The 25476-nt window shown below is 65.2% G+C and carries 30 protein-coding genes and 3 tRNA genes; 20 read left to right on the plus strand and 13 right to left on the minus strand.

The genetic code is table 11. The annotated features are described in order from the left end of the window. Positions 1-12: 12 nt before the first annotated feature. A complete protein-coding gene (locus BM167_RS08215; protein ID WP_394327235.1) occupies positions 13-528 on the minus strand; it encodes a GNAT family N-acetyltransferase in 516 nt (171 codons plus the stop codon). A gap of 337 nt (positions 529-865) precedes the next feature. Here BM167_RS08215 and BM167_RS08220 point away from each other — a divergent pair, with 337 nt between their 5' ends. Genes BM167_RS08220 through BM167_RS08235 form a run of 4 tightly spaced genes read left to right on the plus strand, consistent with a single transcriptional unit; the run spans position 866 to position 4773 of the window. Beyond that, positions 866-1804 (plus strand): branched-chain amino acid ABC transporter permease, encoded by a 939-nt coding sequence (locus tag BM167_RS08220; protein ID WP_177213357.1) that lies wholly within the window; start codon positions 866-868, stop codon positions 1802-1804. Continuing rightward, a complete protein-coding gene (locus BM167_RS08225; RefSeq protein ID WP_092891393.1) occupies positions 1801-3168 on the plus strand; it encodes a branched-chain amino acid ABC transporter permease in 1368 nt (455 codons plus the stop codon). Before BM167_RS08220 ends, BM167_RS08225 begins: the two co-directional genes overlap by 4 nt. Next, positions 3161-4024 (plus strand): ABC transporter ATP-binding protein, encoded by an 864-nt coding sequence (locus BM167_RS08230; RefSeq protein WP_092891395.1) that lies wholly within the window; start codon positions 3161-3163, stop codon positions 4022-4024. Before BM167_RS08225 ends, BM167_RS08230 begins: the two co-directional genes overlap by 8 nt. Beyond that, the gene (locus tag BM167_RS08235) at positions 4021-4773 is read left to right on the plus strand and encodes an ABC transporter ATP-binding protein (protein ID WP_092891397.1); all 753 of its coding nucleotides are present in this window, start codon (positions 4021-4023) and stop codon (positions 4771-4773) included. Before BM167_RS08230 ends, BM167_RS08235 begins: the two co-directional genes overlap by 4 nt. A gap of 39 nt (positions 4774-4812) precedes the next feature. Here BM167_RS08235 and BM167_RS08240 read toward each other — a convergent pair whose 3' ends face one another. Further along, positions 4813-5919, minus strand: a complete 1107-nt coding sequence (locus BM167_RS08240; protein ID WP_092891399.1) for an Ig-like domain-containing protein — start codon at positions 5917-5919, stop codon at positions 4813-4815. Between the two features lie 165 nt (positions 5920-6084). After that, positions 6085-7416 (minus strand): ABC transporter substrate-binding protein, encoded by a 1332-nt coding sequence (locus BM167_RS08245; protein ID WP_092891401.1) that lies wholly within the window; start codon positions 7414-7416, stop codon positions 6085-6087. 200 nt (positions 7417-7616) lie between these two features. On the opposite strand from BM167_RS08245, the gene udk reads away from it, so the two are divergent. Then, positions 7617-8306: a uridine kinase gene (gene udk / locus BM167_RS08250; protein ID WP_092891403.1), complete on the plus strand. Its 690-nt coding sequence runs from the start codon at positions 7617-7619 to the stop codon at positions 8304-8306. Between the two features lie 82 nt (positions 8307-8388). Here the strand turns inward: udk and BM167_RS08255 are convergent, their stop codons facing one another. The 4 genes from BM167_RS08255 to BM167_RS08270 all read right to left on the minus strand — a co-directional run bounded on the left by BM167_RS08255 (position 8389) and on the right by BM167_RS08270 (position 11006). Further along, a complete protein-coding gene (locus tag BM167_RS08255) occupies positions 8389-8694 on the minus strand; it encodes a DUF5785 family protein (RefSeq protein ID WP_092891405.1) in 306 nt (101 codons plus the stop codon). 246 nt (positions 8695-8940) lie between these two features. Further along, positions 8941-9023, minus strand: a tRNA-Ser gene (locus tag BM167_RS08260). A gap of 57 nt (positions 9024-9080) precedes the next feature. After that, entirely contained in the window at positions 9081-10166 is a 1086-nt protein-coding gene (locus BM167_RS08265; protein ID WP_092891407.1) for a YihY/virulence factor BrkB family protein, read from the minus strand. A 78-nt stretch (positions 10167-10244) separates the two neighbouring features. Then, the gene (locus BM167_RS08270) at positions 10245-11006 is read right to left on the minus strand and encodes a glycosyltransferase family protein (protein WP_092893017.1); all 762 of its coding nucleotides are present in this window, start codon (positions 11004-11006) and stop codon (positions 10245-10247) included. 444 nt (positions 11007-11450) lie between these two features. Between BM167_RS08270 and BM167_RS08275 the strand changes: the two genes are divergently transcribed. From BM167_RS08275 to BM167_RS08285, 3 genes are all read left to right on the plus strand, one after another. Beyond that, on the plus strand, positions 11451-12533 hold the full coding sequence (locus tag BM167_RS08275; RefSeq protein WP_092891409.1) for an ABC transporter ATP-binding protein: 1083 nt from the start codon (positions 11451-11453) through the stop codon (positions 12531-12533). Positions 12534-12565: 32 nt separating this feature from the next. Then, complete coding sequence (locus BM167_RS08280) at positions 12566-13396, plus strand: ABC transporter permease (protein ID WP_092893019.1); 831 nt, start codon at positions 12566-12568, stop codon at positions 13394-13396. A gap of 122 nt (positions 13397-13518) precedes the next feature. Next, complete coding sequence (locus tag BM167_RS08285; protein WP_092891411.1) at positions 13519-15075, plus strand: hypothetical protein; 1557 nt, start codon at positions 13519-13521, stop codon at positions 15073-15075. A 60-nt stretch (positions 15076-15135) separates the two neighbouring features. On the opposite strand, the gene BM167_RS08290 is transcribed toward BM167_RS08285, so the two are convergent. Further along, entirely contained in the window at positions 15136-16140 is a 1005-nt protein-coding gene (locus tag BM167_RS08290; protein WP_092891413.1) for a potassium channel family protein, read from the minus strand. Between the two features lie 374 nt (positions 16141-16514). On the opposite strand from BM167_RS08290, the gene BM167_RS08295 reads away from it, so the two are divergent. Beyond that, positions 16515-16790: a HalOD1 output domain-containing protein gene (locus BM167_RS08295; RefSeq protein WP_092891415.1), complete on the plus strand. Its 276-nt coding sequence runs from the start codon at positions 16515-16517 to the stop codon at positions 16788-16790. Positions 16791-16910: 120 nt separating this feature from the next. Next, positions 16911-17267 (plus strand): hypothetical protein, encoded by a 357-nt coding sequence (locus BM167_RS08300; RefSeq protein WP_092891417.1) that lies wholly within the window; start codon positions 16911-16913, stop codon positions 17265-17267. 12 nt (positions 17268-17279) lie between these two features. On the opposite strand, the gene BM167_RS08305 is transcribed toward BM167_RS08300, so the two are convergent. The 3 genes from BM167_RS08305 to BM167_RS08315 all read right to left on the minus strand — a co-directional run bounded on the left by BM167_RS08305 (position 17280) and on the right by BM167_RS08315 (position 19440). Continuing rightward, the gene (locus tag BM167_RS08305; RefSeq protein WP_394327236.1) at positions 17280-17915 is read right to left on the minus strand and encodes a uracil-DNA glycosylase; all 636 of its coding nucleotides are present in this window, start codon (positions 17913-17915) and stop codon (positions 17280-17282) included. A 212-nt stretch (positions 17916-18127) separates the two neighbouring features. Then, on the minus strand, positions 18128-18397 hold the full coding sequence (locus BM167_RS08310) for a DUF7976 family protein (RefSeq protein WP_092891419.1): 270 nt from the start codon (positions 18395-18397) through the stop codon (positions 18128-18130). Further along, positions 18394-19440 (minus strand): Mrp/NBP35 family ATP-binding protein, encoded by a 1047-nt coding sequence (locus BM167_RS08315; protein WP_092891421.1) that lies wholly within the window; start codon positions 19438-19440, stop codon positions 18394-18396. Before BM167_RS08315 ends, BM167_RS08310 begins: the two co-directional genes overlap by 4 nt. A 204-nt stretch (positions 19441-19644) precedes the next feature. Here BM167_RS08315 and moaA point away from each other — a divergent pair, with 204 nt between their 5' ends. After that, positions 19645-20604 carry a GTP 3',8-cyclase MoaA gene (gene moaA / locus BM167_RS08320; protein WP_092891423.1) on the plus strand — a complete coding sequence of 320 codons (960 nt, stop codon included), beginning with the start codon at positions 19645-19647 and terminating at the stop codon, positions 20602-20604. An 83-nt stretch (positions 20605-20687) separates the two neighbouring features. On the opposite strand, the gene BM167_RS08325 is transcribed toward moaA, so the two are convergent. Next, positions 20688-20912, minus strand: coding sequence for a DUF7130 family rubredoxin-like protein (locus tag BM167_RS08325; protein ID WP_092891425.1), 225 nt, complete (start codon positions 20910-20912; stop codon positions 20688-20690). A gap of 83 nt (positions 20913-20995) precedes the next feature. After that, positions 20996-21370, minus strand: coding sequence for a thioredoxin family protein (locus tag BM167_RS08330; RefSeq protein ID WP_092891427.1), 375 nt, complete (start codon positions 21368-21370; stop codon positions 20996-20998). A 260-nt stretch (positions 21371-21630) separates the two neighbouring features. On the opposite strand from BM167_RS08330, the gene BM167_RS08335 reads away from it, so the two are divergent. From BM167_RS08335 to BM167_RS08375, 9 genes are all read left to right on the plus strand, one after another. Beyond that, positions 21631-21716 (plus strand) — tRNA-Ser (locus BM167_RS08335). 20 nt (positions 21717-21736) lie between these two features. Then, positions 21737-22261: a 30S ribosomal protein S13 gene (locus BM167_RS08340; RefSeq protein ID WP_092891429.1), complete on the plus strand. Its 525-nt coding sequence runs from the start codon at positions 21737-21739 to the stop codon at positions 22259-22261. Continuing rightward, positions 22261-22788 (plus strand): 30S ribosomal protein S4, encoded by a 528-nt coding sequence (locus BM167_RS08345; protein ID WP_092891431.1) that lies wholly within the window; start codon positions 22261-22263, stop codon positions 22786-22788. Before BM167_RS08340 ends, BM167_RS08345 begins: the two co-directional genes overlap by 1 nt. 3 nt (positions 22789-22791) lie before the next feature. Further along, entirely contained in the window at positions 22792-23187 is a 396-nt protein-coding gene (locus BM167_RS08350; RefSeq protein ID WP_092891433.1) for a 30S ribosomal protein S11, read from the plus strand. A 12-nt stretch (positions 23188-23199) separates the two neighbouring features. Further along, positions 23200-23982, plus strand: a complete 783-nt coding sequence (locus BM167_RS08355) for a DNA-directed RNA polymerase subunit D (RefSeq protein ID WP_092891435.1) — start codon at positions 23200-23202, stop codon at positions 23980-23982. Between the two features lie 193 nt (positions 23983-24175). Then, positions 24176-24260: transfer RNA gene (locus BM167_RS08360), tRNA-Leu, on the plus strand. A 27-nt stretch (positions 24261-24287) separates the two neighbouring features. After that, the gene (locus tag BM167_RS08365) at positions 24288-24638 is read left to right on the plus strand and encodes a 50S ribosomal protein L18e (RefSeq protein WP_092891437.1); all 351 of its coding nucleotides are present in this window, start codon (positions 24288-24290) and stop codon (positions 24636-24638) included. Next, complete coding sequence (locus BM167_RS08370) at positions 24635-25072, plus strand: 50S ribosomal protein L13 (RefSeq protein WP_092891439.1); 438 nt, start codon at positions 24635-24637, stop codon at positions 25070-25072. The genes BM167_RS08365 and BM167_RS08370 overlap by 4 nt, the downstream gene beginning before the upstream one ends. After that, on the plus strand, positions 25066-25464 hold the full coding sequence (locus BM167_RS08375; RefSeq protein WP_092891441.1) for a 30S ribosomal protein S9: 399 nt from the start codon (positions 25066-25068) through the stop codon (positions 25462-25464). The genes BM167_RS08370 and BM167_RS08375 overlap by 7 nt, the downstream gene beginning before the upstream one ends. Positions 25465-25476 lie beyond the last annotated feature (12 nt).

Below are 25476 nucleotides of genomic sequence, written 5' to 3' on the forward strand. Positions count from 1 at the left end.
GGTTCGTCGTAGTCAGTCCTCCTTTGAGTGTGTATCGCTTTCGACCCGTTTCTCGAATCCCACGCGGTGCGGACGGTAGCCGTGTCGCTGGTAGAACCGCCGCGCTTCGCCGTTGTCGGCCATGACGTCGAGCGTTATCGCGTCGGCGTCGGCGTCGCGGAGTTCTCGCTCCGCGGTCGAGAGCAGGTCCGACCCGACGCCGCGGTTTCGGGCCGACGGTTCGACGTAGATGTTCCGAACGACGCCGCGGGTCACGTCTTGGACGTACTCACCGCGTTCTAAGCCGAACATGACGAATCCGACCACCTCGCCGTCGACGCGGGCGACTCGGATACCGTCCGTGACGACGTGGCGCGCCATCGCGTCGCGAATCGTCCCGCGGTTCTCCGAACCGCGGATGTGCGAGCGGTACGCTCTCTGACTCGCGGCGAGGTCGACCCACAGATCCGTGAGGGCGTCTACCTCGTCCATCGACGGCCGGTCGACCACCGCGGGACTCGGCGCGGCCCCCTCGTCGGCTTCCCTCATCGGTCTCCGTTTGGAGCGCCGACGCGATAGAACTACTCCTTCAGGGTGGCCGAACCTCGCTCTGCGCCGCCCACCTCCGCTCCGGGCTACATTTCACCGCTAATTTCGCACCAGTGAAGAAAGACTTATCACTTAATCACGTCCGCAAATATCATGAGGATAGTTATCAATGGGGATTGCTGAGACATACACACGCGGGCGGCGGTTCGCGGTGGACCGTCCGTTCGCGCTCGTGGTGGCGTTCGTCGCCGTTCTGTTGTTGGGCGACCTGTTCGTGGGCTTGGCGACCGGTCGAACCGCGTTCAGCGACGTGGGGTCTCTCGTCTGGGACGGGGTGATGCGCGGACTGGTCATCGGTCTCGCGGGAATCGGACTGTCGATGACGTACAGCATCCTGAACTTCGCGAACTTCGCTCACGGCGACTACATCACCGCCGGAGCGTTCTCCGGGTGGGCGACGACCTACCTCGTCGCCGGACTGGGGCGCGCTGACATCGGCGCGTTGCTTCTCGTCGGTGCCGGTGGGTCCGTCTACGGCGGAACGCTCGGCATCGGAATCACGTCCACTCCGCTCGCGATCGTGCTCGGCTTGCTCGTGGCGGGGGTCTTCACCATCGTCCTGTCGCTGGTCGTCGACCGCACCGTCTTCCGACCGATTCGCGACGAAGACGGCATCACGCTTCTCATCACGAGTATCGGTATCGCCTTCGCGCTTCGCTACCTGATGCAGTTCGTCTTCGGGTCCGACGTGCGCGGGACGACCGCTCAACCGCCGTCGTTCTCGCTGTATCTCGTCGACGGCGCGATTCGAATCAACATGCACGACCTGACGCTCGCCGTCGTCGCGGGGGGTCTCATGCTCGGCGTCCACCTTCTCCTCCAACGGACGAAACTCGGGAAGGCGATGCGCGCGATGTCCGACAACGAGGACCTCGCCCGCGTCACCGGCATCCCGACCGAACGGGTCGTCCGTTCCGTGTGGATCATCGGTGGGGGTCTCACCGGCGTCGCGGGCTACACGTTCATCCTCTGGAAGGGGACGCTCGGATTCAACGACGGCTGGCTCCTCTTGCTTCTCATCTTCGCCGCGGTCATCTTAGGCGGCATCGGATCCGTCTACGGTGCAATCGCGGGCGGCCTCGTCATCGGTCTCACGGCGTCGCTTTCGGTCATCTGGATACCGTCGGCGTTCGCTCGGGCGGCGGCGTTCGTCGTCATGATCGTCATCTTACTCGTGAAACCCGAAGGTCTCTTCAGCGGGAGGTCGACCGCATGAGCGTTCGAGCGGACTTCACGGACCGCGTCCCCGGCGGCGACGCGGGCCTCATTCTCGCGACGCTCGCAGTCGTCTACGCCGCGTACGTCGCCGTGGGGTTGGCCCTCGGCTACTCGCTGCGCGGCCAACTCAACACCATCGCCGTTCTGACGTTCTACATCGGTGTGTTCGCGATGCTCAGTCTCGCGTTGAACCTCCACTGGGGGTACACTGGGCTGTTCAACATCGGCATCGTCGGCTTCATGGCCGTCGGCGTCTACGTGATGGCTCTCGTCTCGAAACCGGTGTACGAGGCCGGCGGCGCGGCGCAGGTCGGCGGACTCGGTCTCCCCCTCGTCGTCGGCATCATCGCGGGGATGCTCGCGGCCGCACTCCTCGGGTTGGTGATCGCGTTACCGGCGCTTCGGTTGCGCGCGGACTACCTCGCCATCGTCACCATCGCGATGTCGGAAATCGTCCGCTTCTCGTTTCTCTCCGGTCAGTTCCAGCAGTTCCAACTGTTCGGCAAGCGCGTCGGCTTCGGCGGCGGGTCGGGACTCATCCTCGACTACCCGGACCCGATCAACGCGTTCTTCTCCGTGTTCGGCCTGTGGGACGCCTACCGCGGGTTCGTCGGCTGGTTCGGGGCGACGTTCGACCTGAACAACCCGATGCCAGTCGCGAACGGCTTGGTCTACGGCGCGATGCTTTTGGCCATGGTCGCGGCGTACTTCTGGCTCCTGAAGCGGACCGGCGAGTCGCCGTTCGGCCGGGTCCTCAAGGCCATCCGCGAGGACGAGGACGTGGCCAACTCCCTCGGGAAGAACACGAACGAGTTCAAGATCAAGTCGTTCATGCTCGGCTGCGCGCTGATGGGACTCGCCGGAATCCTCTGGCTTATGACCCAGGGCGCGGTGACGCCGAACTTCTTCCGCCCGCGCGTGACGTTCTTCGTCTGGATCGCGCTCATCATCGGCGGCGCGGGGTCGAACACCGGCAGCGTCCTCGGCGGCGCGATATTCGCGGCCGTCCTCTACCAGGGGCCGCGCTACTTCAAAAACCTCGTCGAGATAGTGCTGCCGACGTCGAACGCGCCGAACGGGTTCGGACAGGCGGTGGCACCGCTGGTCTCGAACCTCGACCCGCTTCCGTTCGTGCTGTACACGATAGACAGCATCCGACAGCTTCAACTCGTCATCATGGGCCTCGTCCTCATCTGGCTGATGCACAACCGACCCGAAGGGCTCCTCGGCCACCGCAAGGAGACGGCCGCGAGCATCCCGCTCGGCAGGCCGAACGAATCTACCGCCGCGACCGACGGAGGCGTCGACGACGACTCGACGGCACGTCGGACGCAGTCCGACGGAGGTGAGACCGATGAGTGAGACCGACCCGGGCACCGACGCCGACGACGCGCCGGAACCGGCCGGTTCGGGCTCTCTCGACCTCGGAACCGGGCCGGACATCTCGTCTGACTACCCGCTTCGTGTCGAGGACCTCCACAAGTCCTTCGGCGGTATCACCGCCGTCGACGGCGCGTCCTTCGAGGTCGAACGCGGCAGTCTCACCGGGCTCATCGGCCCGAACGGCGCTGGCAAGTCCACGACGTTCAACCTCATCACGGGCATGCTGACTCCCGACTCGGGAACGGTCACGTTCGACGGGGCGGACGTGACGGGACTCGAACCGCACCAGATAGCCAACCGCGGGATGGTCCGGACGTTCCAAATCGCCCGCGAACTGGGCGACATGACCGTCTTAGAGAACATGATGCTCGCTCCGAAGGCGCAACGGGGCGAACGGCTCTGGCGGTCGGTCACGCCGGGTGTCCGCGACGACGTCATCGCACAGGAGTCGGAACTCCTCGAACGCGTCTGGGAGGTGTTGGACTTCTTCGACATCGCCCACATCGCAGAGGAGTACGCGGGCAACCTCTCTGGCGGACAGCGGAAACTGTTAGAGATGGCGCGGGCGCTACTCACCGACCCGGATATGCTCCTCTTGGACGAACCGTTCGCCGGCGTCAACCCGACGCTCGAAAAACGACTGCTCGAACACATCCACGAACTCCGCGAACAGGGCTACACGTTCCTGTTGGTCGAACACGACATGGACCTCATCATGAAGAACTGCGAACACGTCATCGTCCTCCACCAAGGGCGCGTCCTCATGGAGGGCGACCCGGAGGAGGTCAAATCCAACGAAGACGTCATCGAGGCGTACCTCGGAGGGAACGTATGAGCGGCGCTGTCAGGGCCGAGGACGCGGATTCCCGCGAGGGTGAGGCGGCTCTCCTCCGCGTCCGGAACTTAGACGCCGGGTACGGCGACTTGCAGATTCTCACGGACGTGGACATGGACGTCTACGACGGCGAGTACGTCACCATCGTCGGCCCCAACGGGGCGGGCAAGTCGACGATGATGAAGTCCGTCTTCGGACTGACGACCCTGATGGGCGGGACGGTCAGGTTCGCGGACGACGACGTGACGGGTCTCAAACCGGAGGACATCATCCACAAGGGCATCGGCTACGTCCCCCAGAACGACAACGTCTTCGCCTCTCTGACGGTCGAGGAGAACTTGGAGATGGGCGCGTACATCTTAGACGAGGTACCGCAAGACGCCATGCGGGCGGTGTACGACCGCTTTCCCATCCTCGAAGAACGACGCGACCAGAAGGCCGGGACGATGTCCGGCGGGCAACAGCAGATGCTCGCGATGGGGCGCGCGTTGATGCTCCAACCGGACCTCCTGCTGTTGGACGAACCCTCGGCCGGACTCGCCCCGGACCTCGTAGACGACATGTTCGACCGAATCGACGCCATCAACGAGGACGGCACGGCCATCCTGATGGTCGAACAGAACGCGAAGGAGGCGCTCCGGCGGTGTGACCGCGGCTACGTCCTCGCGAACGGGCAGAACCGCTACGTCGACACCGGCGACGCGTTGCTCGGCGACGAACAGGTCCGCAAGGACTTCCTCGGCGGATAGCGACCGCACCGCCGTCTCTCCTCTCGCCTCTCTTCTCTCTCACTCGCAGACGGCCACGTAGGAATCGACCGTCGGGACGCCGTCTTCGATCGAGATTTCCGCGGTCGAACTCCGGCAGTAACAGTCGATATACTCCGCCTCGTCGGTTCCCGCCTCCGTCTCGACGCGAAGCCTGAACTCGTCGCCCATCGGCACGTCGAGACGCACCCGTCCGTCGCCCGGCGACACCGTCCGCGTCGCCTCCGCGACGACGCCCTCGCCGTCCGAGAGCGTCACCGCGACCGTCCGCGACTCCTCGTCCGCGTTCTCGACGGCTATCTCCGTCTCGTGGGGCCAGTCGCATCCGATTCGGAGCGTCCCGTCTTCGTCGACGAGGACGGCCAAGAGCGGCCAGTTTCCCGCCACGTTCCACTCGTAGGTCGCCCGCCGGCCGTCGTCGGTTTCCGCGACATCGCCGGACGTGGTCCGGCGGGCAGCCGAACGAAGTTCTGCGACGACGCGGTAGACGGCCTTCGAGGCGACGACCGGTTCGGTCAACACCTCTCGGTCCGTCGTCGCCTCGAACGACCGCTCGAAGAACCGGTCGCCCTCGTGGGATATCGACACGGCCACGACGGCGTCCTCGTCGCTCCAGTTTCTGATCTCGACGTTCGGCGGGGTGAGCACGTCGTCCGCGCCGGAGACGGTGTACGGGCCGTCGCCGTCCCCGCCGGTGGGCGTACTCTCTGCGCGTTGGCGCGGTTCGAGGCGGCCCCCGTCCCTGACGACGATATCCAAAAAGCCGAGTTCGCTCGTGACGCGCCACCGGTAGTCGAGTCGGGGTCCGTCGTCGAGTTCGGCGACCACCCGGTAGGCCCCCTCGCCGACGAGGCGGCCCTCGACCAGTCGTCCGACGCCGGGGTCCACGTCGACCGTTCGCTCCAACAGCGTCTCGTCGCCGTCTTCGACCCGAAGCGAGACGGAGTGCGGTTCGTCGTCCTCGTTCGTGACGCTGAGACCCACCGCCTCGTCCGTCGGCGTCGTCTCCACCGTCTCGTCTGTCGGCGCGCGGGTGTCCGTCTCCGTTCCCAACGGGTCGTCGAGACAGCCCGCGGTACCGACGAGAGACGACCCGGCGAGCGTCGAGAGGAGGGTACGGCGGTCCATGCTCTCGGTCGTTTCGACCGGTGCATGAGTATCTTTTGTTCGTTCCCTCCCAGGGGAGTCAGAGCAGTCGCTGTCGGGTCGGCGGCTCTCGTCGAACCGCGTTCGACCGCAGGTCACTCCGTTCTGCGTCGCGGACGAAACAACAGTCGGGTGTCGGTCCGCCGCTCAGTTCTCCGAACCGGACAGCGCCGACTCGATGACGGACGAGTACGAGGACTCGCCGATGTTGAAGGCGACTTGGTTGTAGACGTCGCCGTCGAACTCGTCTTCGAAGACGCTGGTGAACCGCTCTGAAAGCTGCTGTCCGTAGTCGTTGTTGACGTACAGCGTCGAGACGGACCCGGCTTCGAGGCGTTCGGACATCACCTGCGCCATGACGCGGCCCTGTAGGAAGTCCGAGGGTGCAGTCCGGAAGATGAAGTCGTTGTCTTCGAGGTTCGACACCGAAAGTGCCGTCGAGGACGGCGAACAGCCGACGACTTCGTTCGGGATGAACGCCTGCTGAGAGACGGGGACGTTCACGCCCGAAGAGGCCGACCCGCAGACGCCGGGGACGCCCGCGCTGACGAGCGACTGGGCCGCCGAGACGCCGGAGTCCGGCGACGTCTGCGTGTCTTCTATCTGGGCGTTCACGGTGAGACCGGCGGGGTTCTCGTCGTTGACCTGTTTCGCCGGCAGTTGCGCGGCCTGAATCATCGGCTGACCGACGGACGCGAGGTCACCCGTCTCCGGCAGGAGGATTCCGACGGAGAGTTCGCGGTCCGAACCGCCGGGTCCGCTGTCGGCGGAGGGTCCGCTCCCGTCGGGGTTGTCTCCCTCGAAGTTCTGCGTCTCCACTTGGGTCGTGGACTCCTCGTCGGGCGCGAACTCCCAGATGGAGTACGCCGCGGAGGCGGGGTCGCCGTCCTCGTTGAAGTTGGTCGCCGAGGACGCGCCCTGATAGTTGATGTCCTCGCCGTTCGCGGCCGCCTCTATCCCCTCTATGAAGTTCTCCGGGCCGATTTCCGTCCCGCCGGGGTTGGCGATGCGCCGCATCTGGTCTCGCAGCGCGGCCCCGTTGTTCTCGCCCGCGGCGGCGTTCGCGAGGAGCAAGAGCGCGACCGAGTCGTACGACTGCGCGGTGAAGACGCTCGGCGCGCTGTTGTACTCCGATTCGAACATCGACGCGAACGCCTCCTGATTCGGACCGCCCGCGGCCGGTGCGGTTCCGGTGACGTTCTCCATGTCGTTGCCCACCTGCCCGGGCATCGACCCGTCTCGGAGTCCGTCGGGGACGAGAATCTCCTCTTGTCCGTCGCTCTGGCTGTAGTAGTCGCGGAACAACTGGATACCACTCTCGGGGTAGCCGATGACGACCAGCCCCTCGGGTCCGCCTCCACCTCCGCCGCCGCCACCCTCTCCCGGACTGCCGATACAGCCCGATAGTCCTGCTGCGCCGACGGCTCCCGCCGCACCGACGCGTTTCAGAAAGTCTCGCCGTACGATATCACGTGCCATGTGGCACGCAAATGCATCACCCAGTTATAAATTTACCTCTTGGTGCCATGCTATCGGCCGATTCTGTTACTCTCGAAGGGTCTAGGAGGCGGCGGCCAGAACGGTTATGACCCGCTGCCGTCCGTGAGCGAACTGTCCGCACGTCACGGGCGGGCGTGCGAACCACCATGTTGAAACCGCTCGCCGCGAGTTTTTCACCGATGACCATCCCCTCGTTCGTGATCGGTATCGCCGGTGGGACCGGCGCGGGGAAGACGACGGTGGCGCGACTCGTCACGGAGAACGTCGGCGAGTCGGTCACGCGAATCCCACTCGACAACTACTACGCGGACCAGAGCCACCTCGACCTCCGGGAACGGGAGGCGCTCAACTACGACCACCCCTCGGCGTTCGAGTGGGAGTTGCTCCGCGAGCAGTTGGCGACGCTCCTCGAAGGCCGAGAGATACAGATGCCGCAGTACGACTTCGAGGTGCACAACCGCAAAGAGGAGACCGTCCCCGTCGAACCGACGGACGTCGTCATCCTCGAAGGAATCCTCGCGCTCTACGACGAGGAGATAAACGAGATGCTCGACCTGCGCCTGTTTGTCGAAACCGACGCCGACGTCCGCATCCTCCGTCGCATCCAACGCGACGTCATCGACCGGGGCCGCGACTTGGAGGGCGTCATAGACCAGTATCTCTCGACGGTCAAGCCGATGCACGAGCAGTTCATCGAACCGTCGAAGAAACACGCAGACCTCATCATCCCCGAGGGAGCAAACAGCGTCGCCGTCAACATCTTAGAGGAGAAAGTGCAGGCGGAAGTCGGCGGCGACGCCCCCCGCGACTGGGAACGGGAGTCGCCCGAACAGGAGATCGCAGACCGGGTCGCTCTCGACGACGAGTAATCGGCGAGACGCGCGCAGGCGCGGTCGCAGTCGAACACCGGTGGCTCACCGTCGAATCGGAAGACGAACCGAGGGGTCCGGTTCAGGCGAACGCTTCCGGGCCTTCGTAGAACCAGTATCCGGCGCTCCGCATCGCGCGGCCGAGCGCTTTGTGGAACTCGACGAAGTCGTCGAACTCCTCGCCCTCGACGTTCTCGAACACCTCGCGGAGCGGAACGACTCGCTCGTAGTCGATGCGAATCGGGTCGTCGCCGTACTCGGCGACGAACTCCTCACGCGAGAGGGGAAAGTCCTCCTCTTCGTCTATCTTCTTTGCGATTATCGCGTGGCCGAACTTCCGCATTCCCTCTGACCCCGCTTCGCCATCTGGGTCGTGTGGCCAGTCCATACCTCCCTGTTAGCAGGCCGACCCAAAGCCGTTACGCATCTGGGGAAGGCTCTCACGCGCGGCGGTCCGTCGAGACGGCGAACACACCGGACGCTCGCCAGGTGATTCGCGTCAGAATGCGGTGGGACTGGGATTCGAACCTCAGTCACTCACCGTTCCCTGCTTCGAATCCCTCCGTACACGCGATACGACGCTCACGAGGCGGCGAGCACACGAGGTGCTCGCCAGGTGATTCGCGTCAGAATGCGGTGGGACTGGGATTCGAACCCAGGAGGCCGAAGGCCACCTGCTTTCAAGGCAGGCGCAATAGTCCACTCTGCCATCCCACCTTCGGTCGAACTGTGACGCGGCGGCGTCTAAGGACTGTCGGTTACGGCCCACGCCTCTCAGTCGTCCGCGGGCGCGGGCGTCTGCTCTCGGTCCGAGTCGTCGGCCGGACTCTGCCACCGGAACGCGACGGACCACTCCTCTTCGTCGCCGTTCGGTTTCGACTGTTCGACCAACTCGACGTTACCGCGCGGACGCGGGCGTCTGTCTTCGCTCTCCGCGCCGACGGCCGGACGCATCTCCTCGTAGCGGCCGGTCACGTCCTCGCGAAGTTCCGTGAGATATCGGGCGAACTCGTCCGGGTCCAGTTCCCCCTCTCGCCGCGTCTCGTACCCGGACGCCCCCGTTCCGACGCCGCCGGCGCGCCCCGAGGACTCCCCGGTGACGACTGAGTTTATCACCGCGCCGAGAAGCAGGACCATCCCCGAAAAGTACAGCCACGTGACGACGACGATGACGCCGCCGAAAAAGCCCTCCGACCCGCCGCCTTTGAACGAGAGATACACCTGAAACAGCGCCTGCAGCGCCGCCCATCCGACCGCCGCGAACGCCGCGCCGGGGAGCGCGTCTCTCCACCCGAGGTCCGCGTCCGGAAACCGAACGTACATCGGGAGAAACGCAAGTAACAGTCCGCCGACGAGGACGAGGGGCGTCAGGACGCCGATATACGGAATCTGGTCCGAGAGCCACGCGAAGGCGATGCTCGCGCCCGCCGTCGCGACGACTGCGACCACGAGGGCGACGAGGACGACGAGGCCGTCTTTTATCTGGTCGACGATGGAGTTCTCATCGACCGTCTCGTATATCTCCGAGAAAGCGGTGTCGAGGCCGCGGAATATCTTCAGCGTCCCCCACACGAGCACGACGAGTCCGATCGCCGACGCACCGGCGGCGCTTTCGCCGACGAACACGCTCGTGATCACGCCCGCGATGGGTCCCGGGAGGGAACGCTCGGCGAGTACGATAAGTCGGTCTTCGAGGCCGCCGCCGAACGACGAGACGACCAAGAGCACGAGGAGTAACATCGGAACCAGCGAGACGAACGCGTTGTAGGCGATACCGGCCGCCATGAACGTCACGTTCTTGTTCGAGAAGTCCGAGGCGATGTGTTTTCCCGTCCGTTTAGCGCCGGAGAGACTGACCATACACGGCGTTCGGGAGGAACGGGGATAGTCGGTACGGCCCGGTTCGGACGCGGTGACCTGCCTAGACGACTGCCGGACTCACTCTCTACGGAGCGTCGGCGTTCCGTCTTCGGCGGCCACGCGCAGGCCGTGGTCGACGACGAACGCCGCGGTGTGGGCGGGGACGATGCGGTCGGCCTGCCACCGAGCGCGGACCATCGGAACGACAGAGAGGAGGTCCGAGCCGCGCTCTACCGACGGTTGCATCGGCAGGAACCCCACGTCCGAACCGGCTTCGTTCGCGCGGGCGACGAGCGTCTCCACCTCGGGCGTCTCGAACGCCCCTGCGTAGTCTATCGGCTCCGAAAAGCCCGCGTAGTACGTTCGACCCTCCGCCGACGGCCCGAGCACCACCGGGTTGGTCCGCAGTTTCATCGCCGCGGAATCGACGGTGGACCGCAGGAGAAACGGGGCGGTGCCGCGGACGACGGCGACGGACTGGACGCCCTCCTCGCGGAGGAGGTGCGTCGCGGTGTTGCCCGCACGCGCGGAGAAACTCGACCCCACCTGCACCTCGTAGCGGGCGCCACTCGGCTCTTCGAGCGCGTCCGCGACGACTGCGCGAACCTCCGCCTCGGCGTCGGCGTCGCCGGTTCCGGCGTACTCGTCGGGCAGCATCTCCTCGGATCGGTAGTTCACGAGGAGTTCGCCGCCCGACCGTTCGATGGCGCTGACGGTGTCTTTCAGCAATGCAGCGTAGAGTTCCGCGGCCTCCGCCTCGGTCAGCGGACTCGTTTCTGCGAGTTCCGAGAGGACGAGTCCGGGGCGCGGGGGGTCCGCGAGAACGGCGACGACTGTCATATCCGTCATTCCGAGTGGCGCGCCCTTCAAGCCGCCGCTTCAAGTCGCCGGGAGCCGAAGAGAGCGTATTCTCACCGCGCCACCGCCTCCGACGGGTCCGGCCTCCGACTCGTCGCCGCCGTCGCCGTCGCCAGACTGCGTCTGGCGGCCCCGACTATCGGAGGTGTTTTGTAACGAGAGCAGAGAGGATAACGTAGACGGCACGGTCAGCCAGTCACCTTTCGGCTCGCGTGGGTTACCACGTGGGTCTACCGCTGACTGACCTACCCCGTCTCTCTAACACTCGCGAGCGGCCGCTACGGCGTTCTCCGAACCGACGAACTGCTCCCGCTAGTCAGCAATGCGTGCTCTCTTCGGGGTGGGCTCGGACCCGACTCGTTCGACGTGCCGAACGGACGTGCGTATCGGGTGCTGCTTATCGGTACGGAGCCCCTATCCGCGGCAATGGAAGATACCGTGGTGACCCGCCGGACGCCGGAGAGCGACTCGGGCGACGACCCCCGTGACGCCACCGTCGGTACCGACGCATCGAGGCCTCGGAGCACTCGGGCGCTCGTCGTCGAGGGGATATCGAAGCGGTTCGGGAGCGGCGACGACGCGGTTCTCGCCGTCGACGACGTGAGCTTCGCAGTCGACCGCGGTTCCGTCGTCGGTCTGCTCGGCCCGAACGGTGCCGGTAAGACGACCCTGATAAAGAGCATCCTCGGCATCGTGTTCGCGGACGCGGGCTCGATTCGCATCTTCGGTACCGAGGTTGGGGACGGTCGGCGCACCGTGTACGCCGACGTCGACGCGATGCTCGAAGGCGCTCGAAACGACTACTGGCGGCTCACCGTCCGCGAGAACCTTCGATACTTCGCGACCATCGGCGGGGTCGACCCGGATTCGGTGTCGGCGCGGCACGACCGTCTGCTGGAGCGTCTCGACCTCACCGAGAAAGCCGACACGCCCGTCAGAGAGCTGTCGCGCGGGATGAAACAGAAGGTGTCGCTCGCGAGCGTGCTCGCGGGCGGTGCCGAACTCGTCTTCCTCGACGAGCCGACGCTGGGACTCGACGTCGAGAGTTCCCGGACGCTCCGGAGCGAACTCCGCCGCCTCGCGGCCGAGGACGGACTCACTATCGTCGTCAGCAGCCACGACATGAGCGTCATCGAGGACGTCTGCGACCGAGTCGTCGTGATGTCCGACGGACGAATCGTCGCCGACGATACGGTCGATGCGCTCCTGCAGAGAGCCGACCGAAACACCGTCCGCATCACGAGTCCGGACCTCGACGACGAAACTCTCGCATCGCTCAGAGCGCAGTTCGACGTGCGCGGTTCAGAGCGACGCGGCGACAGCGTTCGCATCGAAGTCGCGGCCGCGGGCGACGAACTGTACGCGCTGATGGACCATCTCCGCGACGCGGACGTCGCGCTCGAACACGTGCGAACCGCCGAACCCGACCTAGAGGACGTGTTCGTCTCTCTGACCGGGGACGCGAACGGACTGGCAGGGTCGGCCGCCGAGAGCCGGTGGTCGCAGTGACGGCGGGCATCGACACCGAGGACCCGAAATCGGTGCCGTCCGGCGGGCCGAACCCCTCCGACGCGGGCGACGGACGCGACGCCCCGCGCCCGGCGACGTACTACCACCTCGCACGCGCGGTTCTGTACCGCGAATACCTGCTTTTCGTGCGGTACCCGGCCAACGCGGTCGGCGGAATCGTCGTCGCGTTGTTCTTCTTCGGCGTGCTGTTTTACGGCGGACGGCTGTTAGCCGGGCGAGCACTCACCGACTCGCTCGAAGGCATCGTCGTCGGCTACTTCCTGTGGACGCTCTCTGTCGGCGCGTACTCGTCGGTCTCGAACGACATCGGAAACGAGGTGCAGTGGGGCACGCTCGAACGCCACATCACCACGCCGTTCGGGTTCGCTCCGGTCGCGCTACTGAAGGGAATCGCGAAAGTCGTCCGGACGTTTCTCACGTCCGCAGTCGTGCTCGCGGTGATGCTGTTTCTCACGGGGACGACGCTCAGCCTCGACCCCGTCACCGTCGTCGTCGTCGCGGGGCTAGCGATCACCTCGGTGCTAGGACTCGGGTTCGCCGCCGGCGGCGTCACCGTTCTCTACAAGCGAATCGGCAACTGGCTCAACCTCTTGCAGTTCGGCTTTATCGCCCTGATATCCGCGCCGGTGTTGGACGCGCCGTGGACTCGATTTCTGCCGCTGGCTCACGGCAGCGCACTACTCCAACGAGCGATGGTGGACGGGGTCAGACTGTGGGAGTTCGGGGCCGGAGAGCTCGGACTGCTCGTCGCCGTCGCTCTCGGCTACCTCCTCGGAGGCTACGTCGTGTTCCACTACGCGACGCGGCGCGCGCGACGACTCGGCGTACTCGGCGATTACTGACTCGGCTTTCGCCGTGCAACCGCCTCGCGTGGGACGCGTTTTCCACCGTCGAACGGTAGTTCCGCTGGAGATACGTTCTCCTCTAAGAAAATTTATGAGAGAGGAATCTACAGAACTCGACGATGCTCGCTGTCCTCCGTGCAGGCCTGCGCGTCGCGTTGAACCGCCAGCGCGTCTTCGGCCTCTCAGTAGGAGTCCTCCTCTTCGAGGGCCTCGTCCGCGTCGCTCTCGCTGCCCTCCACCCGGTTTTGTCTCTCCTCTGTCCTCCGCTCGTCTCGCTCCTCGCGCTCGGTTCGGCTGCGCCGACCGTTCGCACCGCCGTCGTCGCCCCGGAGGCGACACCCGACTGGACCGTCCGTTCGACGCTCCGCGAGCGCGGTGCTCGGCTCTGTGCGGTCGCCGTCAGCGGTCACCTCGTCTCGCTCGCTCTCGGCGCGGCCGGGTTTCTCGTCGTCGATACCGCACTCAGAGCGGTGATTTACGCTGCGGGCGGTACCGTCCCGACGGCCGTCGTCGTCCTGACCCCGTTCGCAGGCGTCGCCGCGGGAACGTTCGTCGCGTGGGGGCTGATCGCACCGACGGTAGCGCGCGTCGTCTCCGGAACCGGACTCGGCGATGCCGCCACCGCCTCCGTCCGTGCGATAGGTGACCGGCGGCGAACCAGTCGCGTGCTCTGTCTCCACGCCGCGTGCGTTCTCGTCGCTGCCGGCGCGTTCGGCGTCTGTCTGGTTCTCGGGAGCGACCGCTACGCGACACAGGAGGCGGCGGTCGTCGCCCTTCTGGTGGGTGTCGCAGTCACCACCGTCACGCTCACGATTCTCGGTGCGTTCGTCTACCCGATACACGTCGCCCTCGCCGCCGAACGCGCCGACGAGACGCAGACCGTGCCGGTGCGTCGCGTCGCCCTCGCCGCCGTTCTCGTCGCGGGACTCGTCGTCGGCGCGGCGGCAATTCGCGTGACCGACGCGCGTCCGTCGACTGGCCCGTCCGCGTCGGCGTCGCTCCCCGGAGACGCGACAGACGCCTACGCAACCGCCCTCGACCGCACGGCCTCCGAAGACCACCGCGTCGTCGTTCGCGAGGTGAGAGACGGCGAACGGTCGGTTTCGACGACGGTTCTAGAGCGCTCCGCGCGCCGGTACCTGACCGCGCGCAGGTCCGACGGGCGGACGTCGGTCGGGTACGCCGACAGCGGCGTCAGCTACAACTTCGGCGGCTCCTCCGGCGTTCTCCCGTACGCCGCGAGCGAACGCCGCGTCGGCGGCGGTGTCGCACGCGCGCTTCCGTACTACTGGTACGTCCGCGACGAGTACAGTCTCAGTCGCGGAATCGGCTACGGCCTTCCCGAATCCCGAACCGGGAGGTGGACGACGGTGGCAGCGGAAAACGGGACGCGGACGCTCGAACTGGCGGACGGCCCGGCGGTGTTCGCCGCACTCTACGACGCTCCCGCCGAGAACGGACGCTACGAGACGGCGGTGATTCGGATGCGCGTCGATACCGACCGCGGCGTCGTCGTCGGTGGCCGTACGCGCCTGAACGCGACGGTCGGCGAGAGGCGGGTGATTCGAAACGTCAGTTACGCCGTCGAAACCGGAGACGGCGTGGACGCGCGCCGACCGTCCGTCCTCGGACCCCGCTCCGTCGGTGAGTGGACGTGGGACCTCTTTGCGTACTGAGTCCGGTGACGCGGTCCGACCGGCGAGAGTTCGAGGTCCGGCGCTGCCGCGGTTACCCCCTCACTCGGTGTCGCCCGCCGACGGCCACTGCCGCGCGTCGGATTCGACGAGTCCGAGTAACATCCGACGCCGGTCGTCTAACTCGGCGAGGCTGGCCGCGAACTCGTCGTCGGAGACCGTGGGAACGCCTGCTTCGCGGAGGGCATCGAGATCCGGAGACGGCGGTGTTCGGTCCGCGGGCTCGACGAACGCTGTTTCGAGGGTTTGCAAGTAGGTGTGGACGCCCGAACGTGCGTTGTCGATAACGACTTCGTCAGGTCGGTCCTGCTGTGGAACTCCGAATCTAAAGAGCGTCAACGCCTCGTCGAGAACGGCGACCCCTATCGTGGGGGCTTGCTCGGCCCGCGGCGTGTGAAAGTAGTGGAGGACGGGGTAGGCCTTGTGATTCGACGTGAGCGTGTTCACCTGAGACACGTACGTGTTGAGAGGCAGGTCCAGCCCTCGGAACTCCTCGCCGGTCCATCCCTTCCGAACGATCTCCGTGCCGCGCGTGCCGAACCCGCTCACGCCCATGGCGAACGCGCGCTTTTGAGTGACCGCGTCTAACACCGAGAGGATGTAGGTGACGGTCAGTGTCACAAAGAGCATCCCGCTCCCCGTCGCGAGGATGGTCGTGAGCTGCCAGATTCCGCTCCCGGGAACGAAATCTCCGTTTCCCAGCGTAAACATCGTGTATCCCGTGAAGTAGAGCAGGTCGGCCCAAGAGACGGCGCCTCTGTTCAGCGTATCGACGAGGGCGCCGTCTACGCTCGCATAGATGAGAGTCCACCCGCTCCAGAGGAGCGCAATCCACACCGAGAGGCCGACGACGAAGACTAGCGGCCCCGAGAGACTGAGCACGCGCGAGTTCTGCCCCGCTAGCTTCCGTAACGTTCGCCACGACCACGACATCAATCGAGACGTAAGCGGCCCGGCGCCTCCCTCGACCCAGAGCGTCGTCCACAGAAGGTCCACGACGACGAGTACGAGAAGGAGTGCGCCGAGCGCGAAGTAGACGAGATTCATCGTCTCACCACCGCCACCGAGAGCGATTCGCGCCGAGTTTTCCTCCCCGGCGAACTCCGACGGAGCCGATATCGGCGTCGCGCGGACGCCGGGCCCTCGCGCGCCTCGAAGCCTGTCACGCCTCACAGTTGGGTGCTCTGTCCCATAGCCTTCGGGGCCGATACGACCTCCGTGGAAGACGGTGTTCGACGAGCGAGTCGGTAGCCGCCCCGTGGTGACTCTTTCCATCCGAACTCCGGGCCACCGAACCGAGTCGCCGAACACTGCCACAGAGTGCCGCTGACGCGTGCGTTTGTCGCTCGGCGGCCGCGGAAGCGGTCCGGCGCGCCTGCCGAGAAGAATTTGGTCGTGGCGGACGCCTAGACACTATTGCAATGGATGACCACCCCGAACGCCGACGCTACTTCCCCGGCGACGAGGATGTCGCGCTCAGTGAAGTCGTCCTCGAAGCCGTCCAAGCCCACGAGAACGCGTCGTTTCGCGACGACGAGTTCACGCTGTACGACCACATCCACCCCGACGCCATCGACATGCTGTTCAAAAACACCTCGGACGTGGAAGTCAGCGTCAAGATTCACCTCACGAACGTCACCGTGAGTCTCTGGAGCGACGGCGGAATCGACGTCCGCGTCACCGACAACGTGGGATAGGTTCGTCGACAGACTGTCGGTCGTTCGGTCATCCGTCGGGTCCGCCGAGAGATAGGCAACGCAGACAGTAGTCCGCAGGGGGCAAACAGCCTCTTGCCTCTCACGGGCGAACTGCGTATCGTGTTTGGTGCGTACACGATAGGCAAGAAAGCGGTACAGTTCGGGTACAAACGGTACGGCGTCCCGGGGGCAGTCGCGTCGGGCGGGGCGGCACTCGCCGGATACGTCGTCGTGCGACGAGCGCTGAAGTCGTCGACGAACTCCGGCGACGTCACGTCGGCCATCGACGCCGGAGAGATAAAGCGCGCGGTCGAAAGAGAGGGACTCGCGGCGGTACAGGACAGAGAGACGCTCGACTCCGCGATAAACAAAGAGAAGTTAGATTCCGTCGTCGATATGGACGACGTCCAATCGTCGGCGGCCGAGGAGTCCGACGAGATGGCCGATTCGGACGGAGAGACGGACACCGACGCGTAAGCGACTCTCGGGCTACCGACCGCGACGCCCCTTCGTCTGTCGATAGTCGCGCGCGAAGACGCTTTCTAAGAGGTGGTCGACGAACGCCTCGCTCTGTTCGTCGGTCTGACGGTCGAGTTCGACCATCGGCACGAGTTCGAACCCTCGGCCCCGGATGGTCGTGGCGTGTTCCTCGTCCACGTCGAAACTGTCGGGGCGGCGCGTCGTGTAGTCGATGGCGAGTGCTTCGAGGGCGCGTTGCCCGACGGGGACGATAATCTCGGGGTTTATCATCCGAATCTCGGCGTTGAGGTACGGTTCGCACGTCAGCACCTCCTCGTCCGTCGGCGGGCGGTCGGGGTTTCGACACCGCGTCAGATAGGTGAGAAAGACGTTCTGGAGGTCCGGCCTCTCGGAGTCGGGCGGGGACCGAGAGAAGCCCAACTCGCCGAGAACGGCTTGGAGTTTCTCGCCCTCCGCGTCGCCCGTGAAGGGAACGCCCGTGCGGTCTGCTCCTTCGCTCGGTTGTTCCGCGACGAAGAGGAACTCAGCGCCGACGTCGCCGTATCCGTGCGCGATAGACGTTCGAGTCTCACAGAGTTCCGGGCAGTTCGTACACCCTTCGTCCATGTTGAACGGATTTTCGAGCGTGTCCTGTTCTGCGTCCACGTTCGCCCCTCGGGCGCGACGGGGAAAAGCGTCTCCTCTGGCGGCGCCGCGGGCGGCGCGGGCGCACCGCGCCCGCCGAGCGTCGGACTCGGGGGTGCGTAGTGAAAGTAAAGCCGGACGAGACAGTACCGAAACGGAGGTCTCTCCGACGGAGAGAGGACGTAGCGCCGGTGGGCGCGCCGAGCAAGCGATGAAAGTGAACGCGAACGCGCCTACTCCTTCCGGAGGCCGCCCTCGGCTTTGATGTCCATGATGTGGCGGACGTTGAGATATATCTCCTCGGGCGAGGTGTCCTCGTCGGGGTCGTACAGGTCGCTGACGCGGTAGAGGATGGCGGCGACCTGCTTGCTCTCTGAGGTGTCGCCGTAGATGTCGTCGGCGATGTCGCGGAGGCGGGCGCGGCGTTCGGCGTCCGCCTCGAAGGCGGCGTCCGAGTCGGGGGCCATCTCCCAGTCGGGTTCCCCGTCGCCTTTCCTGCTCATCTGTTCGCGGCCCCGCGTCGGCGGACGACGCCGGTCATGTCCGCGACGTTCTCGGTGACGAGTCGGAACGCGTCCGCCGTCTCGTTGTCCTCGTCTAAGACGACCGGGTCGCCGCCGTCGCCCCCCGTTCTGACCGCCGGGTCGAGGGGGAGAGAGCCGAGAAACGGCATGTCGTTCTCCGCGGCGAACGCCTCGCCGCCGCCCGTGCCGAAGATGTCGTGTTCGCCGCCGCAGTCGGGACAGACGAAGGTGGACATGTTCTCGACGATGCCGAGGACGTTCGTGTCGTGTTTGCCGAACATCCGGAGTCCCTTCCGGGCGTCGTCCACCGCGACGTCCTGCGGCGTCGTGACGATGACCGCGCCGGTAAGCGGGAGGGTCTGGAGGATGGTCAACTGCGTGTCGCCCGTCCCCGGCGGTAAGTCGAGCACCATGTAGTCGAGTTCGCCCCACTCTACGTCTTCGACCAGTTGCGTCAGAATCTTGTGGACCATCGGGCCGCGCCAGATGACCGGGTCGTCCTCGCCGACGAGAAAGGCCATGGACATCAGTTTCACGCCGTATCGCTCCGGCGGGATGATGCTCTCCGACGAGGTGGCCTGCGGCGCTTCGTCGGCGGCGACCATCCGCGGGACGTTCGGGCCGTAGACGTCGGCGTCGAACAGGCCCACTTTCGCGCCCATCTGCGAGAGTCCGGCCGCGAGGTTGACGGCGACGGTGGACTTTCCGACGCCGCCCTTTCCGGAGGCGACGGCGATGATGTTTTTCACTCCCGGTAACACCGTCTCGTCCGACGAGAGGTCGGAGGGGACGGAAGCCGTGAGTTCGACGTCCAAGTCGGTGTCCGCGAGGGCCTCCCGCACGTCGGCGGCGATGTCGGTTTCGGTCGGCGAGTACGGCGCGCCGAGTGCGAGTGAGATGCGGACGACGCCGGCGTCCTCGTCCACGTCCACGGCGTTGACGAGTCCGAGAGAGACGATGTCGCCGCCGAGGTCGGGGTCCTCGACCGCGCGGAGACGGTCGCGTACCGCTTCGTCGTTCATGCTTCACACGTCGGGTGAAACGCCGATAAGGGTTGTGAAGGGGGAGGGTCGTCGGGGCCGCGTCGGCGGGCCGGTTTCGGGGCGTCGGTCTCCGCGGACCGTTTCCGACCGCCGCCGAGAGCGGGGGGTGCGTAACCGTCTTCGGTTACGGTCCCCCGCGGTGCGACAGCGAATTTATCAACGACGGCGGCCAGGGTTGGGTATATGCTCGTGGACGACTTCGGACGTGAGGTTACGGGCGTCCGCATCTCCCTCACCGACCGGTGTAACTTCGACTGCGTCTACTGTCACAACGAGGGACTCGGCGACACGCGGGGACCGATGGAACCGAGCGACGACGAGATGAGTGCCGACGACGTGGTGCGATTTCTCGAAGTCGCAGCGGAGTTCGACGTGGGGAAGGTGAAGTTCACCGGCGGCGAACCGATGCTCCGGCAGGACCTAGAGGAGATTATCGAACGCACGCCCGACTCGATGGAGACGTCTTTGACGACGAACGGGACGTTCCTCCCCGGGCGCGCGGAGGCGTTGAAGGACGCCGGTCTCTCGCGGGTGAACGTCTCCCAAGACGCACTCGACCCAGACGAGTTCGCGGAGATAACCAAATCCGGCGCGTACGAGAAAGTCATCGAAGGCGTCGAGGCGGCACTCGACGCCGGTCTGGACCCGGTGAAACTGAACATGGTCGTCTTCGAACACACCGCCGGGTACGTAGAGGGGATGGTCGACCACGTCGCGGAGAACGCCGGTCTGCAACTCCAACTCATCGAGTACATGCCCGAACTGACGGGGAAACCGGAGTGGAACATCGACATCGGACGCGTCCACGACTGGCTCGAAGAGAAAGCGGACCGAGTCGAGAGACGAGAGATGCACCACCGCCGTCGGTACTTCGTCGGCGAGGGGATGGTCGAAATCGTAGACCCCGTCGGCAACGCCGACTTTTGCGCGAACTGCCACCGCGTGCGCGTCACGCACGAGGGGTACCTGAAGGGGTGTCTGAACCGCAACGACGACCTGCGGGCGATGGGCGAGATGACGAAACCCGAGATTCGCGAGGCGTTCCGCGAGGTGGTGGCGAACCGCGTCCCCTACTACGGGGAGTATCTCGTCGAAGACGACGAGGACGGATGGGTCGTCAACGAGGAGTACATCGGGGCGTGAGGCGTCTCTCCGTCACCGGCCGATAGCGCGGCACCTCCGTGCGAACCGTCCGCGAAAATGCGGCGGTACGACCGCGGGGAGGCTCAATCCTCCACCCAGTAGAACAGTTCCTCTCGCGCGGCGTCGCACCCCGGACACCGTTCCGGGAGGGCGTCGCGAATCCGCCCCATCTCCCCGCACTCGCCGCACCGCCACATGGCGTTACTCCGCGTCTCGATGTCCTGTACGTCGCCTATCGGGTACTCCATCTCGTCTTTGTTGCCGTCCAACAGGTCGTCCACGTAGGACTGGTCGTTTTCGGAACTCATCACGTTCTACCTACGCCCTGTGGTATGTTAAATCATGGCGTGGCCGAGACGACGGACCGCGTCGTCCGAGCGAAGCGAACGCGTCACCGCCTGCTTTCGGTGCGGGCGTCGCGAACGAACTCGACGATGGCCTCCGCGCCTCGGAACCCCTCTGCGAGTCGTCCGACCGCGTCGCCGTCTTCGAACAGAAGCAGCGTCGGAACGCTCCGGACGTCGAATCGTTCCACCAACGAGAGGTCGTCGCGCGGGTTGCACATCGCGACGACGAGGTTCTCCTCGGCGCGGGCGACGTTCCCCAAGACGGGTTCGATGCTCTGACAGAGCGTACAGCCCTTCGTGTAGAAATCCACGAGGACGAGTTCGTGGTCCGCCACGAGGGCGTCGAGTTCGGCTTCGCTCTCGACGTGGACGGGTTTCGTCGGCGGTTCGGCGTCCGAGGAGGGAGTGTCTGCGCTCACACGCACGATACGTCCACGACGGGTAAAGCGATTCTGTGGACTGTCGGAGTCGGCGCACGCCCGCCGAACGCGAGCACGCGGCGCGGGTCGTTCGGTATCGTATCGCAAGCCGTCACGCTCGCGAAAACCGACGCGTAGAGGCCCTCTCTCCCGCGGGGGTATCGTGATGTTTAAGTAATCACCACGTTTTGTTTCGACTGCGATAGATACACTGTAGGGGCGGACGCCCCGAGTCCTACCGGGCGAAAGTGAATGAGCGTGTTGCGGTAGCCAAGCCTGGCCCAAGGCGCTGGGTTGCTAACTCAGTGGCGTTAATGCCTCCGGGGTTCGAATCCCCGCCGCAACGCTGATCGCGACTTTCCAGTCATGAGTGCAGAAGAACCACAGGACGACGCTCCCGACGAGGAGGAAGACCTCCGATACTTCGTCCGGATAGGTCAGACCGACCTTGACGGAACGAAATCGGTAGAGCGGAGTCTCACAGACATGAAGGGTATCGGCAAGCGCACGGCGCGTATCGTTGTCGACGCCGCGGGTGTGGACCGAACGGCAACCTTCGGTCTTCTCGACCAAGAGGAAATCGATGCCGTCATCGATGCCGTCGAGAGCTACGACAGTCACGCCCCCGAGTGGATGGTCAACCGCCGCGAAGACTTCTACAGCGGAGAGACCAGCCACGAAACCGGCTCCGACCTCGAACAGTCGCGCCGCCACGACATCAACCGGATGAAGATGATAAGCTCCTACAAGGGCGTCCGCCACCAGCGCGGACAGAAGGTCCGCGGACAGCGGACCAAGTCCACGGGCCGGTCCGAGGGCACCATCGGTGTGAACGTGGAAGCCATCAAACAAGAGCAGGCAGAGGAAGCAGCGGAGGATGAGGACGAATAATGGCGACTGGTAACAACACGAAGTTCTACGAGACGCCGAACCATCCGTGGCAGGGCGAACGCATCGCCCAAGAGTCCGACCTTCTCGGCCGCTACGGCCTCAAGAACAAAGAGGAACTCTGGCGCGCGCAGTCGGAACTGCGCGACTACCGCCGCGAGGCCCGACGCCTCATCGGCGAAGCGCAGGGAGACTTAGACGTCGCAGAGGAGGCAGGCGAGGAGTTCCTCGCTCGCCTCCGCCGTCTCGGCATCCTCTCCGAGAACGACAACATAAACCGCGTCCTGCGACTGGACGTGTCCGACATCCTCGAACGTCGTCTCCAGACCGTCGCGTACCGCAAGGGTCTCGCACAGACCCCCCAGCAGGCGCGACAGTTCATCACGCACGGCCACGTGGTCGTCGACGACGCTCGCGTCACCGCGCCCTCGAAGAAGGTCGAAGTGACAGAAGAGGATTCGGTCGCGTTCGACGAGACGAGCGTTCTCTCGGACGACCTTCACCCCGCACGCGCGGAGGGACAGGAGTAACCAATGAGCGACTCTGAGACCACCCAAGACAAGTGGGGAATCGCCCACGTCCACGCATCGTTCAACAACACGCTCATCACCGTCACCGACCTGACCGGCGCAGAGACGATCGTCAAGTCGTCCGGCGGGACCGTGGTGAAGCAGAACCGCGACGAGGCGTCCCCGTACGCCGCGATGCAGATGGCCGAGACGGTGGCAGAGGAGATCAAAGCCGCCGGCATCGAGGGCCTCCACGTTCGCGTGCGCGGCCCGGGCGGAAACGGTAACAAAAGCCCCGGCCCCGGCGCGCAGGCGACGATTCGAGCGCTGGCCCGCGCCGGACTCGAAATCGGTCGCATCGAGGACGTCACGCCCATCCCGCACGACGGGACCCGAGCGCCGAAAAACAGCCGACTCTGAGGATACAGATACATGGCACACGACTTCGAGGTCGAGTTCATCGAACGCGACGAGCGATCGGCCAGATTCCTCGTACGAGGCCTGACCCCGGCGGTCGCAAACGGCATCCGCCGAGCGATGATCGCGGACGTGCCGACGTTCAGCGTCGACACCGTCCGGTTCGTCGAGAACTCGTCCGTGATGTTCGACGAGATGATCGGACTTCGACTCGGCCTTGTTCCGCTCACGACCCCCCTCGACGACTTCGAGGAGGGCGACGCCGTGACGCTGTCTCTCGACGTCGAGGGCCCCGCCACGGCGTACTCGGGGGACATCCAGTCTGCGGACCCGATGGTGCAACCCGCAGACGACAACGTCCCCATTATCGAACTCAAGGAGGGCCAACGCCTCGAACTGGAGGCGGACGCCGTCCTCGGGCGCGGCAAGGAACACGCAAAGCACCAGGGCGGAGTCGCAGTCGGCTACCGACACCTCCAACGCGTGGAGGTCGTCGGCGACGCCGGCGAGTTCGAAGAACAGGACTCGAACATCCTCCGTGGCGTCATCGAGGAGCAGGCGGCGGACCACGCCGCAGACGACACCGCCACAGACGGTGACCTCGTCGCCACGGACGAGTTCGAAAACGACCTCACGAAACGGTACCCCGGCAAGGACGTCGAGGTAACCGACGTGCCCGACGCGTTCGTCTTCAACGTGGAGACGGACGGGTCGTTCACGGTCGAGGAACTCGTTCGCCGCGCCGCCGAGAGTCTCGGCGCGCGCGCGGCCGAACTCGAAGAAAAGGTCGCTATCTAAGAACCGATGACTGTCCCTTCACCGCAGACACGGCGTTCGTCCGCTTCGACTCGCGGAGCGAGAGCGTCGTCTCCCGCGAACGAATCCCGCGGACTCGACTGCCGGACCATCTCCGGCGCGTCGCCGAGTATCCCTCGGCGCAACGGCCAGACCGAAACAGGTTTGAAGGGGCACGCAGTAAGTCGGAGTGCGAGCAGGGATAGCCAAGTCTGGCCAACGGCGCAGCGTTCAGGGCGCTGTCTCGTAGGAGTCCGCAGGTTCAAATCCTGCTCCCTGCACTCCACTTTCTCGAAAGGAGGTAGACAATGAGTAAGACCAATCCGAGACTCAACAGTCTCATCGCCGAGCTGAAGGCGGTTTCTCGCGATTCCGGTGCCAACGTATGGCAGGACATCGCAGACCGTCTCGAAAAGCCCCGGCGCACCCACGCGGAGGTCAACCTTGGGCGCATCGAACGGTATGCCAAGGAAGACGAGACCGTCGTCGTCCCCGGCAAAGTGCTGGGCAGCGGTGTGCTGGAGAAGAACGTCACCGTCGCTGCGGTTGACTTCTCTTCGTCCGCGCGTAAGAAGATCGAACAGGTCGGAGACGCGGTGGCGCTGGAACAGATCGCAGAGAACAACCCCGAAGGATCCAACGTGCGGGTGATTCGATGAATCTAGCGGAGTTCGACGCCGACGTCGTCGTCGACGCCCGGAACTGCATCGTCGGCCGCGTCGCCAGCGAAGTCGCACAACGTGCGCTCGCGGGCGAGAAAGTCGCCGTCGTCAACGCCGAAGACGCCGTCATCACGGGATCGGAAGACGACGTGATGGGCGTCTACCGCAAGCGCGTGGAAGTCGGATCGGACCGCGGGCCGTACTACCCGAAGCGTCCGGACCGAATCTTCAAGCGCGCCATCCGCGGTATGGTCCCCTACAAGACGACCGACGGGCGCGAGGCGTTCGAGAACGTGCGCGTCTACGTCGGCAACCCGTTCGACGAGGACGGCGACGTCATAGAGGACACCTCGCTGGACCGCCTCTCGAACATCAAGTTCATCTCGCTCGGAGAGATTTCCCAGAAGCTGGGTGCTAACGTCACATGGTAACGAACACGTCCGGTAAGAAGAAGACCGCCATCGCCCGCGCCACCGTGCGCGAGGGCAAAGGGCGCGTCCGAATCAACTCCCAACCCGTCGAACTCGTCGAGCCGGAGATGGCCCGTCTGAAGATGCTGGAGCCGTTCCGCATCGCAGGCGAGGACCTCCGCTCGCAGGTCGACATCGACGTCAGCATCTCCGGTGGCGGTTTCGCCGGGCAGGCTGACGCCGCTCGTACGGCCATCGCACGAGGGCTGGTGCAGTATCTCAACGACGCGGAGCTCCGCGACGCGTACATGGAGTTCGACCGATCGCTCCTCGTCAACGACGTCCGTCAGTCCGAACCCAAAAAGTGGGGCGGACCGGGCGCTCGTGCTCGCTACCAGAAATCCTACCGCTGAGGTGATCTAGCC

Origin of the sequence: Halopelagius inordinatus, from assembly GCF_900113245.1 — an archaeon.
In the GTDB taxonomy this organism is placed as follows: domain Archaea; phylum Halobacteriota; class Halobacteria; order Halobacteriales; family Haloferacaceae; genus Halopelagius; species Halopelagius inordinatus.